Origin of the sequence: Bifidobacterium catenulatum DSM 16992 = JCM 1194 = LMG 11043, from assembly GCF_001025195.1 — a bacterium.
Lineage (GTDB): Bacteria > Actinomycetota > Actinomycetes > Actinomycetales > Bifidobacteriaceae > Bifidobacterium > Bifidobacterium catenulatum.
In genome coordinates, this window is sequence record NZ_AP012325.1 from 1,751,544 (window position 1) to 1,768,188 (window position 16,645).

The following is a 16,645-nucleotide window of genomic DNA, read 5'->3' on the forward strand; positions in this document are numbered from 1 at the left end:
TGGCAGCTCCCCCGCAACCGTTACGTCAAGCCTTTTTTCGAACGGATATAGCGCGACATCAAACACTTGATTTTTGACGGAATATCACCATTTGTCAGTTCATACAAAGTTGATGAAATATTTCTTGTCGCTTCTTACAATGCAGACTTACGGTCCCGTAACTTAGAATGTGCGAGGTGCGCAAGGGGTAGGAAACGCGGACACACGGTTTGCATCGCTCCCGCACGCATCACAAGCAGAAATACGCGGAAATAACGCAAAAACCGCGAGAAAGAGAACGCTTCATGCTCACCGAGTACACCGCACCGGGCGAATCCGTCGAGGTCGGCGACGACGAATCCATCTATTCCCTGCTTACCGGACGCATCGCGCGCACTGGCGAGGATACCGTGATCGCGGAACGCAAAACCGCCCCCGGCCAATGGATGAAGGTCACTACCGGCGAATTTCACAAGGATGTGATCGCCGCCGCCAAAGGTCTCATCGCGTTCGGCATCGCCAAAGGCAACGCCGTCACCATCTTCTCCACCACCCGCTACGAGTGGGGTGTGCTCGACTTCGCACTGGCCGCAATCGGCGCGGTCAATGTGCCGATCTACGACACTGATTCCGCAGCGCAAGCCGAGCGCATCCTCAACGATTCGGATGTGAAACTGGCCATCGCCGACAATCGCGAGCGCTTCGACCGTCTCGACTCCGTAATCGACCGCTGCCCGTCTCTCAAGCACATTCTGATGCTCGATTCCAACGCCATGGGCGCGTTGGAAGGCTTGGGCGTCACCGTGTCCGACGAGGAGCTGGAAGCGCGCATCGATTCGGTGCATGCAGACGATCTGGCTACCATCGTGTACACGTCCGGTTCGACGGGAGCCCCAAAGGGCGCCGAGCTATCACACCGCAATTTCATATCGATCACGCGCGCGGGCAGTCTGGCGTTGCATGAGATCATTCTCGAAGATCATCCGCGACTGCTCCTCTTCCTGCCGCTCGCCCACTGTTTCGCACGGTTCATCCAGTACGCGTCGATTGCTTCCGACGACGGTGTGGTCGGCTATCTGCCGGATACAAAGACGCTGCTGCCCGATTTGCGTTCCTTCGAACCGACATATCTGCTGGGCGTGCCACGAGTGTTTGAGAAGGTGTATAACGCGGCCTCCCGCAAGGCCGGCATGGGTTGGAAGGGACGCCTGTTCCTCAAGGCTGCCGAGGCCGCACGCGATTGGTCGCACATGCAGCAGGCTGGTGAGAAGCCGACCATGAAGCAGACCGCCGAACATCTCTCGTATGAGGCTTCCGTATACCGTACCGTGCGTGGCGCCCTCGGCCCGCGCATCCGCTACGTGGCATGCGGTGGCGCTCCTCTGGACGTGTCTCTGGCGCATTTCTTCAACGGTATCGGCCTGCCGATGATTCAGGGTTACGGTATGACGGAAACCGCTGCGCCGTTCGCAGCCAACCGCGTCACCGACAACGTGATCGGCACTGTTGGCCAACCGGCTCCGGGATCGTCTGTACGCATTTCCGATGATGGCGAACTACAGGTCAAGGGACCAAACGTGTTCAGAGGCTACCATAATCTGCCTGAGAAGACGGCGGAAGCGTTCACCGAGGATGGATGGCTGAAGACGGGCGATTTGGCGTCGATCGACGACGAGGGACGCATTACGATCACTGGCCGTAAGAAGGACATCATCATCACTGCCGGCGGTAAGAACGTCTCCCCGATTCCGATGGAACAGGAGATCGTGAAATGTCCGATTGTGGAGCATGCGGTAGTTGTTGGCGACAATCGCCCGTTCATCGGTGCGCTGGTCACACTGGATCTGGAGGGATTGGCAGCTTGGCTGCCGTCCGTGGGATTGTCTGCAGACACTCCGCTCGACCGCATCGCGACCGTCGCTGCCGTACATGATGAGATTCAGAAGTATGTGGACAAGGCGAACGCAACGGTTTCGCGCGCCGAATCCGTACGAAAGTTCGTAGTGCTAGATACCCAGTTCACGCAGGAAAACAAGTGCCTGACCCCGTCGCTGAAAGTGGTGCGTCCGGCAGTGAACCGCGTGTTCGCACAGGTGATCGATCAGCAGCTGTACTCCGGCAAGCGCTGAATGGGGCGATCGTAGAGAAAAATACGGGCCGTCGTTGGGATTTCCCAGCGGCGGCCCGTATTTTTTATTGCATCTTCGATGACGCTCGCAGCGTCATCGAAGATAACGTGCGCAACGCTCCGTTATTTCAGTGACGGTTGTTGAGACGGTGGTACATTTCGCTCAGCTGCAGTTCCTTCTCGAACTGGCGGGCGGTGGTGTTCTCGTCGATGACGGCGAGCTCGACACCGGCGATACGGGCGAAGTCCTCCCAAGCCTCACGACCGACGGAGGTGGTCATGCAGGTGTGGTGGGAGCCGCCGGCCGCGATCCAGCACTGCACGGCAGTCTTGAGGTCCGGCTTCGGCTTCCAGACAGCACGTGCGCACGGCAGGTTCTTGAGGGAGCCCTGCGGCTCGACGATGGAGACCTCGTCCATGAGCAGACGGAAACGTTCACGCTCGTCGGCCATGGAGATCACCACGGCGTCGGCCGGCTTGCCGGAGAACACCAGACGGACCGGATCGGACTTGCCACCGATGCCCAGCGGATAGATGGCCAGCTTCGGCTTTTCGATGGTACCGATGGACGGGGAGACTTCCAGCATGTGGGAACCCATATCGAGCTCGTTGCCGGCGGTGAAGTTGTAGGAGTAGTCCTCCATCAGGGATGCGCCGCCTTCGAGGCCGTAGCCCATCACCGCACCGATACGCACCAGCACGGCGGTCTTCCAGTCGCCTTCGGCGGAGAAGCCCCAGCCGTACTCGGACGGGAATCGCTGCGGGCCGACACCCGGCAGCTGCGGCAGGGCACCAAGGTCTTCGAAGTTGTCAACGCCGGCGGTGCAGCCGTTTTCGCGCATCATGTTGACCATGGCGCACTCTTCCTTGGCAGCGATGAAGAGCTCGTCGTAGCGGGAGTCGAGCAGCTCGGGAGCCACGTCGTACTTGGCCTTGTAGTCCTCGATGAGGGCCTTGACCTGATCGTCCTTGACCTTGTCGTAGGCAGCGACGAGTTCGTTGACGGCCCAGGTGTTGATGGAGGCGCCGAACACGCGTTCGGCCTCGGTCTTGTCGCCCTCGGTGACGGCGACGTTGCGCATGTTGTCGCCCCAACGCATGACCTTCATGTTCTGGGATGCGTTCCAGCCGGCGCAGGCGCGTGCCCAGGTGCCGACCTTTTCGGCGACTTCCGGATCGGTGTAGTGTCCGACGACGATCTTGCGCGGAATGCCGAGGCGGGACACCATGTAGCCGAACTCACGGTCGCCGTGGGCGGCCTGGTTGAGGTTCATGAAGTCCATGTCGATGGTCTCCCACGGAATTTCCTTGTGGTGCTGGGTGGCCAGCTGCAGCAGCGGCTTGGTAAGCACTTCGAGGCCACGGATCCACATCTTGGCCGGGGAGAAGGTGTGACACCAAGTGATCACACCGATGACGTTCGGGTTGGCGGAGGCTTCGGTCATGAAGGCCTTGACGCCGTCGGACGACTTCAGGGTCGGCTTAAGCACGATCTTGGCCGGGATCTTGCCGGTGTTGTTCAGGAAGTCGACTATTTCGCCGGTCTGCTGAGCCACCTGGCGCAACGCTTCCTCGCCGTACAGGTCCTGCGAACCGACGCCGAACCAGATTTCCTTACCTTCGAACGGGTTTTCCATTGCCATCGTTGTTTCCTTACTTCATTGTGTTGGATAGAGGTATGTGTTATGTGGCAGAGCGGAACCATGCAGGATCCGCTCCGTCAAGTCAGTGCTGTCCGTAGACGTTGGTGTAACGGTCGTTAAGCTTGTCGATGTCTTCCTGGGCAATCGGGATGATGTCGCCGATCTGCTTGGCGGCCCACATGGTGCGGGCGACCTCTTCGGTCATAGCGGCCGCCTTGACGGCGCCTTCAGCATCCTTGCCGATGGTGAACGGGCCATGGTTCTGCATGAGCACGGCCGGGGACTTCGGATATTTCTTCAGGGTTTCCACCACGCCTTCGCCGATAGCTTCGGAGCCGATGAGACGGAACGGACCAACCGGCACCGGACCGCCGAATTCGTCACCCATCATGGTCAGACCGCAAGGAATGTTCTGACCGGTGGCCGCCCATGCGGTGGCATAGGTGGAGTGGGTGTGCACTACACCGTAGACGTCGGGCATGTGGCGGTAGATGTAGGCGTGGGAGGCGGTGTCGGAGCTCGGGGCTTCGGAACCGTCCACCACGTTGCCGTCGAGGTCGCAAACGACCATCGAGCTCGGGGTGAGGTACTCGTAACGCAGGCCGGAGGGCTTGATGACCATCAGGTCGGCGGTGTGCAGACGCTGGGAGACGTTGCCGGCGGTCCACACCACGAGGTTCCACTTGATGAGCTGCTCGTGCAGGGTGGCCACGACTTCGCGCACCTGCTTGACTTCGGCGCGTACTTCCGGGCCGTAATCAGCCAAAGTTGCCATGATATGTTTCCTTTCTACAAAACTTACTTGGTTTCCAAGGGAATATTTGCGATTGCCGTGTGTTCAATCGCCAGCCCCTTGCGGAAGCGATCGAAGAATTCCTCGAATCCTGCAACATCGCTTTCATCCGGATTTTCCGTAGTGGACGCGGCATCGGCGAACACGCGAGCGTCAAGGAATTCATCGAGCGGCTGATCGGCGTGCCACAGATAATCGGCGAGCACTGCCATGCCCCATGCGCCGCCTTCGGCAGCCGTAGACATGACCTTGATCGGGGTGTTGAATGCGGCCGCAAGAATCTTCTGGGCGACCTTCGGGGTGGTGAAGATGCCGCCATGTCCGACGAGGGAGTCGACTGCGACACCTTCGTTCTTGGTCATGACGTCCATGCCGATCTTGACCGGAGAGAACGCGCTGAACAGCTGGGCGCGCATGAAGTTGCCTAGACTCATACGGGCTTCAGGGCCACGCACGAACAGCGGACGGCCTTCCGGCAGACCTGCAAGGAATTCGCCGGAGCGGAACGGATAGTTGATGAGCCCGCCGCAGTTGGCATCGACATCGTCCGCGATCGCGGCACGGAACAGCGTGCCGTACAGGTTGCCCGTATCGACGGGCGTTCCCAAGGCGGCCGCGAACTGGCCGAACAGACCAACCCACGCGTTGAGGTCGGAAGTGAAGTTATTGGCGTGGCTCATGCCAGCGAGATCGCCGGCCGGAGTGGTGACGAGGTCGACTTCCGGGTGCAGAGCCTTGAGCTTGTGCTCAAGAACAACCATCGCGAAGATGGAGGTGCCTGCGGAGACATTGCCGGTACGTACGCGCACGGAGTTGGTGGCGACCATGCCAGTGCCCGCGTCACCTTCCGGCGGCGCGAGGACAATGCCCGGCTGGAGGGTTCCGGTCGGGTCGAGCAGCTTGGCGCCTTCGGCGGTCAGCGTGCCGGCCGGGGTGCCTGCGACCAGCGGTTCCGGCAGCAGGTCAGAGAGGTTCCACGGCTGTTCGGCGACTTCTGGCAACGCGCTGAACTTCTCGATGAATTCGGTTTCGTAGGCGTGGGTGGTCGGATCGATCGGGAACATGCCGGAGGCATCACCGACGCCGAGAACCTTCTTTCCGGTGAGCTTCCAGTGCACATAACCGGCGAGCGTGGTGAAGTACGCGACCTTGCCGATGTGCTCTTCCTTGTTGAGCACCGCCTGGTACAGGTGGGCGATGGACCAGCGTTCCGGAATATTGTACTGGAACAGTTCGGAAAGCTTCTCGTGCGCTTCGGAGGTGTTGGTGTTCTGCCAGGTGCGGAACGGCACGAGCAGCTCGCCGTTCTTGTCAAAGGCAAGATAGCCGTGCATCATGGCGGAGAAGCCGATATGTCCGACTCGCGCGAGCTTCTCACCGTATGCGGCTTCCACATTCTGAGCCATCGCCGCGTATGCGGTCTGCAGACCCTTCCAAATCTCTTCCTGGGTGTAGCTCCACAGACCGTTCTCGAGGTGGCTGGCCCAACCGTAATCGCCGGCGGCAATCGTATGGTAGGTATCATCGATAAGAACGGCCTTGATTCGGGTGGAACCGAATTCGATGCCCAGACTCGTTTTGCCGGCCCGAATCTTTTCGGCAGTCAACGCAACCTGATCGTCAAGTTCTTGCTCTTGCGCCATAGTGTCAAACTCCTTGTGTCCAAGCGCCTACACAACCACTCTGTCAACCGAATGTTAGCGCTCACTGTTAACGCTCACTATTTTAAACGCAAATTACGAACCGCACAAACTCGCGTGTCAAAGAAACAAACCGTCAACGCAATCGTCCGAAACAGCGAACCGGTGCCGAGTCCGCACTCAGCACCGGTTCACGAAATCACAGGAAGAGAACAACCGACCATCAACGCCGCCGCACGGGACCGATCGAACTGCGCTTGATCAGTTCCGCCGACACCAAACCGACGCCATGCCGGGACGCGGCGAACGAATTCTCGTCGCTCTCCCCCAACAGATACAACGCTTCACGCATCGCAGCCACACCCAACTGCTCGAAACCAGGACGAACCGTGGTCAGCGGAGGGAACATGTTGTCCATCGCAGGCATGTCATCGAATCCAACCAAACTCACATCCTGCGGAATCCGTACGCCATGCTCATGCAATGCGCGTGCCACTCCAACAGCCTGACTGTCGTTCGCACACACCATGCAAGTTGGCAAACCGCCGCCGGCGCGGCCGACGTTGTCGAGGATATGATTCATCTTGCCGTACGCCTCGGAGGGTTCCCAGGTCTCGCACTGCACCGTCACGGAATTGACCGAATTGGCCGCGCACAGCTTGTTCCATGCCACCAATCTCGTAGCCGCATCACGCCAATCTTTCGGACCGGCGAAATACAGTACGGAACGATGCCCGTATTCCACGACGAGACGCATCACGTCGGCCATCGCGGACCATTGGTCCACGCCGACGACGGATACGCGACGGCGATCGGCGGAAGACATCAACCGCAAACCATCCTGCACGCCGATACTGCCATGCGTGGAAGTGACGATCACACGCGGCTGCATGACCTGCGTACGGCAAGCCGCCGAAAACATGACGTCAGTCGGCGTGAGGAAGATAAACGCATCAACGTTCATCTCATCGAACGTACGGCATAAGTCGTCGAACTCAGCCTGCGTACACAAGGCCTCGTGCACCATGCTCACCGTCATGAACAGACCATGCTGTCGAGCCATCGATTCTATCGACGAAATCGCGGAAATCGGTCCGTAAAACCGTTGACCGCCAGCGATGAGCCCGATGGTGCGGGAACGATGCGACGCAAGTGCGCGGGCAGAGTTGCTGGGACGATAGCCAAGTTCGTCAATAGCCTTCTGCACCTTCTCACGCGTCGCATCGGAAACGTCCGGCGAATGGTTGATGACCCGGGATACGGTCTGATGGCTCACTCCCGCGAATTTTGCCACTTCGAACATCGAAGGACGTTTTTTGCCTGCATTGCGCCTGCCTGCCATGCCCCGTCGCCTTTCGCACATTACCGTTGTTACTTTCGACTTATTCTACACGTAACTTCGGTTAGCGCTAACAGACGCTATTTTTCAGCCATTTGAGCAAGTCGTGCCGCGAAATTCGGCCAGTCGGTACGCATGGCGGTTAACAGTTTACGATTGGGGACTTCCTCAATCGGCACCCATTCGATTTCCATGCTTTCGTCGTCGTTGGCCTTCGGCTCCACACGGTGTCCCGGCTTTTCGAAAGCGAACACGGTGGTGTAGGCCCACGGTCCGTGGTCTTCGCAATACGAACCGACCACGTCGATATCTTCGGGGGTGATGTTGGCTTCCTCGTACGATTCGCGCAGCGCGCCCTCGATCGGGCTTTCACCGTCGGCGGTGGCACCTCCTGGAATGCCCCATGTGCCACCTTCCGCGCTCCACACCGCGCGATGTTGCATGACAACGTGCGTCACTTCGCCGGTCTGTTCGCTTCGGCGGGCCAGCAGCACACCGGACGCGCCGTTCGTGCCCCAATGCTTGCGGCCGCAATCGCAATCAATCCAACCATCACCCGGCTGATGCACGTTTTCCTTGGGAGGAAGCGGTTTTGCGGCACCGGTTCGTGAATCGTGTTCAACGTCCGGTTCTTGATCGGCTCGCGTCACGTTCCACAGATCAGTCCATTCCACGCCAAGCTCGGCGGCCAAACGGCGCGCCAGCGGAAGACTCAGTCCGATAATGCCGTGCGGATCGCCTTCGATGGAGTCGATGAACGCTCCGCCGAAGCCCTCAAGCGTGAAGGAACCAGCCACTTCCAACGGCTCTCCGGTAGCGATGTACCGTTCGATATCGGTGTCGGAATATTCGCAGAAGTGCAGCGTAGCCCTGCTCGCACCTCGCGCGATACGCCCGGTGGCGAAGTCAATCAGGCAATGGCCCGTCCACAATTCACCGGTGGCACCACGCATGGCACGCAGCCGTTCCCGAGCCACCTCAACACTATGCGGCTTGCCGTAGCATTCGCCGTCAAGTAGGAACATGGAATCGCAGCCAAGAATCAGCGGGCCGACTTCCGCACGGGTCAGGCTCGGCTTGCCATCAACGAAATCAGCAATCGATTCAGTGACCGTAGGAATGGTGATTCCCGAAAAATCACGGGTATTTACGTCGGAGGAGGACTGCACTTCGTCCGCACGCAATGTAATACGAGGATGTTCTAAAGATGCAGAATCTCCAGTATTTTCAGCATTATCTGAATGTTCGGAAGATTCGGCAACGGCTTTCAGCGGATATCCGATTATGCGATTGCCGTGCGCCGCCGCAGCGGTGGCGGCAACGTTACGATACGCCTGATGCACGGCTTCGGCTTTGGCCGTAGCGAGAATCATCACCCGCTGCTCCACGCTCAAATCGCTTACGGCAACGCCCATGGCGGCTGCCTCACGTTCAAGCGCTGCCGGCTCGTCCACGTTCGATACACGAATCGTGGGGCAAATACCAGCCGAGAAAAGCACGTCACGACGAGGCTTGGATTTGGAGGCGAGAATCAGCGGAACGGAGTTGTTCATACGCGTTCCACCTGCACGCCCTTGGTGTCGACGCCCAAATGCAGCACACGCCAATGGCCGGAAGCGAGCTCTTCGGAAGCGAGCTGTTCCAGCTGTTCGCGGGCGTCGCCATGATGCAGCACGAGCACGCATGGGCCGGCACCGGAAACCATGGATGCGAAACCATGGGAACGCAGCTTTTCGATCAGCGCCCATGACGGTTCCATCAAAGGAGCGCGATACGGCTGATGCAGACGATCCTGCGTGGCTGCGAACAGCAACGCATTGGCGTTCTGATGCTGGCCAGTCGCCAGCATCGCAGGATTCATGGCGGCCGGCAGTAGGCTCACACGAGACACATTGTGCACGGCATCCTTGAACGCCAGCTGACCCGGCAGCGCCTGACGCGCCTTTTCGGTGGACAGCTCATAATCCGGCACGAACACGGCTGCGGTCAGATCGTCGGCAACACGATAGTTGATGGTGTGGAAGCCCTTGTGCAGCGGCTCGCCGCCCGGAATCGGCACGGAACCGACACCTTCGGGGGTTTCCATGTCCCAAGACATGGTGAGGCCGCCATACACGGCAGGAGCCACATTGTCCGGATGGCCTTCGATGGCGGCGGCAAGCTCGAACACGGCATCACGGTTGAGTTCGTCGTCCTGCGCGAAGGCGGCCGCGGCTGCAATGCCCGCCACAATGGCCTCTGCAGAAGAGCCCATGCCTCGTGCCTGAGGAATGTTGTTGTGAGCCTGAAGAATGAAGCCTACACGGCCCAGCCCGAAGGTCTGGCATGCGCGGCGGAACGTGGAAACCACCAAGTGGGTTTCGTCACGCGGGAGGGTATCGGCGCCTTCGCCTTCGATCATCACCTGAGCCGCAGTGTTCACCGGATCGGCGCTCAGTGTGAATTCAAGTTCGTCGTGGTAGTCCAGAGCGAGTCCGACCGTATCAAAGCCAGAACCAAGATTGGCGCTGGTAGCCGGAACACGCACGCGTACTTTGCGAGTAACTGGAGTCATATCTCGTCGTCCTTCGTCGCATCTTCTTTACAAGTCAAGCACCGTATACCCGAAAGGGTACAAGAGTCAAATTCAAACCCATAATCGGCAGACAATTCAGTAAACAATCGGCAAGCAATTGCCTAAAACAACAGCCGGAATATGAACAAAGAGACGGCCGCCCAATCGCAACGATTTGAGCAGCCGTCTCATAACTGTTAGTTGAGCACGCGGAGGATGGAAGGCTCGCCGACCACGCAGTCGAGTGAGCACACGTCCTTCACGGTTTCACGCAGGGTCAGCTCGTCAGTCATGTGCGTGACAAGGCGCAGCTGCTGCAGTTCGCCGTCGTAACCCGGATCCTTCAGCGTGGGCTTGAGATCCTGGTTCACACCGTTGATGGACACGCCATGCTCGGCGAACTTGGCCGCAATGGCCGCAAGCACGCCCGGGTTGTCGTGAATCACGAAACGCACCGCGAACTCGGCCTTGGAAGCCTCGATCGGAGCCTTCTTTAGATCCTTGTACAACGGAATGGTCGGTCCGGTGCAGCCCTGAGCGATGTGACGCGCTTCGGTCACCACATCGCCAACCACCGCGGAAGCGGTCGGAGCGCCGCCAGCGCCACGGCCGTAGAACATCAAATCGTCGGCCGCTTCGGCCTTCACGAACACCGCATTGAAGGAACCATGCACAGAAGCCAGCGGATGCTCGTTGGAAATCAGCGCCGGATACACGCGGGCAGACACTCCGGCCTCGCCATTTTCCACCACGGCCAGCAGCTTGATGACCTTGTTTTCGGCGGTCGCGGCGGCAATATCGTCGGCGGTGATCTTGGTGATGCCCTCAACGGACACGTCGTCGATGGTCACATTGGTATGGAAACCGAGCGTGGCCATGATGGCTGCCTTGTTGGCCGCATCGTAGCCTTCGATGTCTCCGGTCGGATCCGCTTCGGCGTATCCCTTAGCCTGAGCGTCCTTCAGCACGTCGTCGAAATCAAGACCCTTGGTGGTCATTTCGTCGAGAATGTAGTTCGTGGTGCCGTTGACGATGCCAAGCATGCTCGTCACCTTGTCTCCGACGAGGGATTCACGCAGTGGCTTGAGGAATGGAATAGCACCGCCCACGGAAGCCTCAAAGTAGATATCGACGCCCTTGGCTTCGGCAGCCGCATAGATCTCCGGACCATACTTGGCCAGCAGCGCCTTGTTGGCCGTGACCACGGAAGCGCCGGATTCGATGGCCGCAAGCACGAACTTGCGGGCCACGCCGGTTCCACCGATCAGTTCGACCACAATGTCGGCATTGGTGGCCACGCTCATGGTGTCGGTGGTCACCACGGACTTGTCAATCCACGGGAACGGGTCGGTTTCCGATGGATCAAGGCAGGCGACGCCGGTCAGTTCGATCGGTCGTCCGATGCGTGCGGCAAGCTCATCCTTCTGCTCCACCAGCAGACGTGCGGTCTGAGAGCCGACCGTGCCCGCGCCCAACAATCCAACGCGAATCGGCGCAACATCTTCCTGTGCCAAGGCATCCTCCCTTGAATGTGAAGTATTGGTGTAACCCTGCCTATTGTACGGTCCCGATATGACGTAAGACCGCGAAATCATACGAAAATGGACGGTTTCTGAGCTTTGCCCCGAAAACCGCCCATACTACATCCATGTTGCGTCCGCAATTTGAGACGAATCACCATGAACAATACGAAACACGAGCGAAACGCCACGAATCGCTATTCACTCACATCCCAATCCAGCAGATCTTCGACCGTCTGACGGCGAATCATCACATGCGCGTCTTGCTCGGATACGGCAACAACCGCAGGAATCAGCGCCTGATTGTAGTTGCTGGCCATCGTACGACCGTATGCACCCGTAACAGGCACCGCCAGCACGTCACCGCGCTGAATATCGGCAGGAAGACGCACCTCGTTGACGATGATATCGCCCGATTCGCAGTGCATGCCGACCACACGGCACAGCTTGGTTTCGCTGGAACCCTCACGATTGGCGATTTTCGCAGTGTAATCCGATCCGTACAATGCCGGGCGAATATTGTCGCTCATACCGCCGTCGACAGACACGTACACGCGTTCCGTAACCGGATTGCCAGCCTTGTCTTTCGCGGTTCCAGCAAGCTGCACCGGCTTGACCGTACCCACGCGGTACAGGGTGACGCCGGTCGGGGCGACCGTCCAACGGCCCGGTTCGAACGAAATGACCGGAGCGGGCATGCCGAGCGCACGGTTCACGGTGGTGACCGCGCTGGCAAGACGAGCAAGTTCCGTATCGAGGTCCATGGAATCCTCACCATCGGTGTAAGCCACGGAATAGCCGCCGCCCAAATCAACCTCCGGCAAGGTGTATGCGTCGGTAGCGTAGAAGGTCTTGCGTAGCAGCATCATGCGCTTCGCGGCCTGGATAAAGGCGTCCGCATCGTGAATGTTCGATCCGATATGCGAATGCACGCCAACCAATTCGAGCACGTCCTGATGGCGGTAGATTTCCTTCAACACGGCGAGCGCGGGGCCATCAGCCACCATGGTCATGGCTTCGGCGAGTTTGCGGTCGCCTTCGGAAACCTTCTCATGGCTCATGTCGTACGGGTATTTGATGTCGTACTGCAGCTGGCGTTCTGCGCTTTCGCCCGGAGTGGTTTCGCTTTCACCTAGGCGTGCGTTCGACCCCGCAGGGGTCACGTCAGTCAAATCGTCAAGCACGTTCAGCTTGCTTGCATCGGCACCAACCGGCAGCAAGGCAACACCGAACTTCTGGTCCTCATGCGCGGTAGACACGAACTCGTGGCCGCCCGCATGAATGCCGGACGTAACACGCAACATCACGCGAGCGCGCTTGCCGAGACGCTTGGCGATCTCGGCGATACGGGCCGGCTCGTTCGGCTCGTCCACCACGATTTTGGCGAAGCCTTCGGTAATGGCGAGTTCGATTTCCGCATCGGACTTGTTGTTGCCGTGCAGCACGAGTCGCCTTCCGGGAACGCCTGCGGCGAGCGCGATGCGCATCTCGCCCATGGTGCATGTGTCGATCAGCATGCCGGATTCGGTGACGATACGGCAGATTTCCTTGGAAAGCAGCGCTTTTCCTGCGAAACTGACGTGGGTTACGGTGTTGTTGAATGCATTTGCCGCGGATTTGACGAATTTGGTGGCACGGACTCGCACATCATCGGTGTCGATGACGTAGAGCGGTGAGCCAAATTCGTTCAGCAGGCTTTCGGCAGTGCGGCCATGGAACGTGATTTCACCTTGCTCGTTCACGTTGGAGCCGGCTGGCCAGATGGGGGTGACTGCCATGGCGATCACATCCTGTCTGGGGCTGCGACGCCAAGCAGGTCAAGACCTTCGGCGATAACCGTCTTGACGGCGTCATTGAGCTTCAAACGTGCGGCCGCACGAGCCGGTTCCGGAGCCTTGGCGATGCGCAGGGCTTCGGCCTGTTCGCCGCGAGCTTCCGGCTCGGTGAGTTCCATGGGAACCACGCGTTCCACGTTGTACCACTTGTGGTAGGTGGCTGCGAGGTCTTCCAAGTAGTGGGCCACACGGTGAGGGGCACGCAGGTCTCCGGCTTCGCGCAGCAGGGCCGGCCACTGGGCGAGTGCGGCAAGCACTTCGCCGTCGGCGGCAGTGTCGAGCAGGCTCACGTCGGCGCCCTCGTAGGTGATGCCGGCAGCAGCCGCATTGCGGTCCACATTGCAGGAGCGGGCGTGCGCGTACTGCACGTAGTACACCGGATTCTCGTTGGAATGCGAAGCGAGCAGGTTCAGATCGATATCGACCGGGGAATTGTAGTCGGTACGTGCCAACGAATAACGAGAAGCATCCACGCCAATAGCGTCGGTCAGATCGTCGATAGTCACCACGTTGCCGGCGCGCTTCGACATGCGCACTGCCTTGCCGTCCTTCAGCACGTTGACGAGCTGGCCGATAAGAATCTGCATGTTTTCGCCAGGTTCGTCGCCGAACGCGGCGCACATGGCCATCATGCGGCCGATATAGCCGTGATGGTCGGCACCCAGCATGTAAATGGCGATGTCTGCCGGATCGTTGTCACGATGGCGCTTGTTGCGATAGTAAGCAATATCAGCTGCGAAATACGCGTAGTTGCCGTCGGATTTGATGATCACACGATCCTTGTCGTCACCATGCTTGGTGGACTCGAACCAGGTTGCGCCGTCCTTTTCGTAAATGTCGCCACGTTCGCGCAAATCAGCGATCGCCTTGTCGACTTCACCATCGGAATACAGGCTGTTCTCATGGAACCATACGTCGAAGTTCACACGGAAATCCTTCATGGATTTGCGGATTTCTTCGAACATCATCGGTACCGCACGCTTGCGGAACTCCTCACGCTGTTCGGAATCGCCCTCACCCAACGGATTGCCATCGTTGTCAACGCCACCGTCGACGCGCGGCAGGTCGAGGATCGCAACACCGTCGGCATTTGCCTCATCGATAACGCGACGCGCGATCTCATCGATATAAGCACCCTTGTAGCCGTCGATCGGGGTTTCCTCACCGTGAGCGGCCGCAACCAGCGACTTAGCGAAACGGTTGATCTGCTCGCCGTGATCGTTGAAATAGTATTCGCGCACCACCTTGGCGCCGTTCGCTTCAAGCACGCGGGCCATGGAATCACCGACCGCAGCCCAACGGGTGCCGCCGATATGGATCGGACCGGTCGGATTGGCGGACACGAATTCAAGATTCAGGGTCTTGCCGGAAAGATGGTCGTTCTTGCCGTAGTTCGTGCCCTCGCCAAGCACAGTGTCAACCACGGCTGCGGCGGACGCGGAATCAAGCACAATGTTGATGAAGCCGGGGCCGGCCACTTCCACGGACTTGATGCCATCGGCATTGGCAAGTTCCGCAGCGAACAGTTCGGCGAAATCGCGAGGCTTCATGCCGGCCTTCTTAGCCAGCTGCATGGCCGCGTTCGACGCCCAATCGCCGTGCGCGCGGTCCTTTGGACGCATGACGGCGAATTTAGCCTGCGGAGGGATGAGATCGGTGGTCAGGGTGCCTGCCTTGCCTTCATTCACAAGGTTGTTGGCAATATTGAAAATCAGTTCACTAAGCGCTTCTGGACTCATTCCTCCAAGTCTACCGATTATGCAGACAGAATCAGCCTTGCGTACCGCCCCGCGTACCATCCTGCAGTTCGCCATGCTTTCTGCGCCAAGCCACGGAAGCGTAATAGCCGATATAGCAGATCGCAACGAACGGAATCATATACAACAATGTGGAGCGCTGCGACGGATCGCAAATTACCAAAACCAATGCGCCAATACACATCACAATCGCAGCGATCGGCACGAACGGAAAACCGGGGGCACGATACTTCAAATCGTCAACCGAATGGCCTTGAGCAAGCCACTGCTTGCGGAAACGCAAGTGGCAGACGGAAACCGACGCCCACACCACCAGCGTGGCCAAGCCGGAAACCGCAACCAACGCCAAATACACCGTCGAAGCGGCAACCACAGAAGACAGCAACGCCAACAACGATCCAGCCATACTGAAGAGCACCGCGAACACGGGCACACCATGAAAATTCGTCTTGCCGAGCACGCGCGGAATCATACCCTCCTGCGCAAGCGACCAAACCATACGCGAACACACATACAAGCCGGAATTCGCAGCGGACAGCACCGCCGTCAACACCACGAAATTCATCACATCGCCGGCAAACGGCATGCCGATCGACTGGAACACGAGCACAAACGGACTCGTGTCGACACCCGACTGATGCCACGGAATCAGCGCGGACATCACCGCAATCGAACCGATGAAGAAAATCGCGAGACGCAACACCGTGGTATGCACGGCCTTCGGAATCGCCTGCGCCGGATCCTTCGTCTCCCCCGCCGCAACACCAACGACCTCAGTGCCCGAAAACGCGAACACCACCGTCAACAGCGTCGAAAAAATCGGCAGCACACCATTCGGGAGCCAGCCGTCATTATAAAAATTCTCAAACAGCGGAGCATGATCGTAGCCGGCAATCGGAATCGCACCAAACATGGCAAGCAAGCCGACCACAATGAACGCGATAATTGCAAACACCTTAATGGATGCGAACCAGAATTCCGACTCGCCATACAGCCTCACCGACAGAATATTGAGCATGAACACCACCGCAATAAAGGCGGCGGACCAAATCCACGCGGGCGAATCAGGAAACCAGCGTTGCATCAGCAGACCGGCTGCCGTGAATTCCGAAGCGAGCGCCACCGCCCAATTCAGCCAGTACAGCACGGCGATGGTGAACGCGGTGCCGGGGCCGATGAAACGCTTCGCATACAGGTGGAAACTGCCCGCATACGGCATAGCCACCGACAGTTCGCCGAGGCTGAGCATCACAAAATACACAAGCACGGATCCGATGCCATACGCGATGATCGCGCCAAGAGGGCCGGCTTGGTGAATCGTGTAGCCGGAGCTGAGGAACAAGCCAGTGCCGATCACACCACCCAGCGAAATCATGGTCAGATGGCGGGTTTCCATCTTGCGTTCAAGACCACCCTGCTCGGCTTCAGCGGATTCAGCGGCGTCAGTGCCTGCAGTG

General features: G+C 58.8%; 10 protein-coding genes and 2 pseudogenes. 1 reads left to right on the forward strand and 11 read right to left on the reverse strand.

Annotated features, from left to right (window positions below):
• Positions 1-284 precede the first annotated feature (284 nt).
• Positions 285-2,108: an AMP-dependent synthetase/ligase gene (locus BBCT_RS07315; RefSeq protein WP_003833798.1), complete on the forward strand. Its 1,824-nt coding sequence runs from the start codon at positions 285-287 to the stop codon at positions 2,106-2,108.
• A 127-nt stretch (positions 2,109-2,235) separates the two neighbouring features.
• Here BBCT_RS07315 and araA read toward each other — a convergent pair whose 3' ends face one another.
• From araA to BBCT_RS07365, 11 genes and pseudogenes are all read right to left on the reverse strand, one after another.
• Positions 2,236-3,750, reverse strand: a complete 1,515-nt coding sequence (araA, locus tag BBCT_RS07320; RefSeq protein ID WP_003833805.1) for an L-arabinose isomerase — start codon at positions 3,748-3,750, stop codon at positions 2,236-2,238.
• Positions 3,751-3,832: 82 nt separating this feature from the next.
• Positions 3,833-4,525 carry an L-ribulose-5-phosphate 4-epimerase gene (locus BBCT_RS07325; protein ID WP_003833806.1) on the reverse strand — a complete coding sequence of 231 codons (693 nt, stop codon included), beginning with the start codon at positions 4,523-4,525 and terminating at the stop codon, positions 3,833-3,835.
• A gap of 23 nt (positions 4,526-4,548) precedes the next feature.
• Positions 4,549-6,186, reverse strand: coding sequence for a xylulokinase (locus BBCT_RS07330; protein WP_003833807.1), 1,638 nt, complete (start codon positions 6,184-6,186; stop codon positions 4,549-4,551).
• Positions 6,187-6,406: 220 nt separating this feature from the next.
• Entirely contained in the window at positions 6,407-7,525 is a 1,119-nt protein-coding gene (locus BBCT_RS07335) for a LacI family DNA-binding transcriptional regulator (protein ID WP_033512704.1), read from the reverse strand.
• 77 nt (positions 7,526-7,602) lie between these two features.
• Positions 7,603-8,670 (reverse strand): annotated as a pseudogene (locus BBCT_RS07340) (Maf family protein); the annotation flags it as partial.
• A 113-nt stretch (positions 8,671-8,783) separates the two neighbouring features.
• Positions 8,784-9,075: pseudogene (locus BBCT_RS09795) on the reverse strand (Maf family protein); the annotation flags it as partial.
• Positions 9,072-10,076 (reverse strand): homoserine kinase, encoded by a 1,005-nt coding sequence (thrB, locus tag BBCT_RS07345; protein WP_003833813.1) that lies wholly within the window; start codon positions 10,074-10,076, stop codon positions 9,072-9,074. The pseudogene BBCT_RS09795 and the gene thrB, both read right to left, overlap by 4 nt.
• 197 nt (positions 10,077-10,273) lie before the next feature.
• Positions 10,274-11,590 carry a homoserine dehydrogenase gene (locus BBCT_RS07350; protein ID WP_033512706.1) on the reverse strand — a complete coding sequence of 439 codons (1,317 nt, stop codon included), beginning with the start codon at positions 11,588-11,590 and terminating at the stop codon, positions 10,274-10,276.
• A gap of 203 nt (positions 11,591-11,793) precedes the next feature.
• Positions 11,794-13,374, reverse strand: coding sequence for a diaminopimelate decarboxylase family protein (locus BBCT_RS07355; protein ID WP_033512708.1), 1,581 nt, complete (start codon positions 13,372-13,374; stop codon positions 11,794-11,796).
• Positions 13,375-13,379: 5 nt separating this feature from the next.
• Positions 13,380-15,170 carry an arginine--tRNA ligase gene (gene argS, locus BBCT_RS07360; RefSeq protein ID WP_033512710.1) on the reverse strand — a complete coding sequence of 597 codons (1,791 nt, stop codon included), beginning with the start codon at positions 15,168-15,170 and terminating at the stop codon, positions 13,380-13,382.
• 31 nt (positions 15,171-15,201) lie between these two features.
• Positions 15,202-16,584 (reverse strand): amino acid permease, encoded by a 1,383-nt coding sequence (locus BBCT_RS07365; RefSeq protein WP_128805849.1) that lies wholly within the window; start codon positions 16,582-16,584, stop codon positions 15,202-15,204.
• Positions 16,585-16,645: the final 61 nt, after the last annotated feature.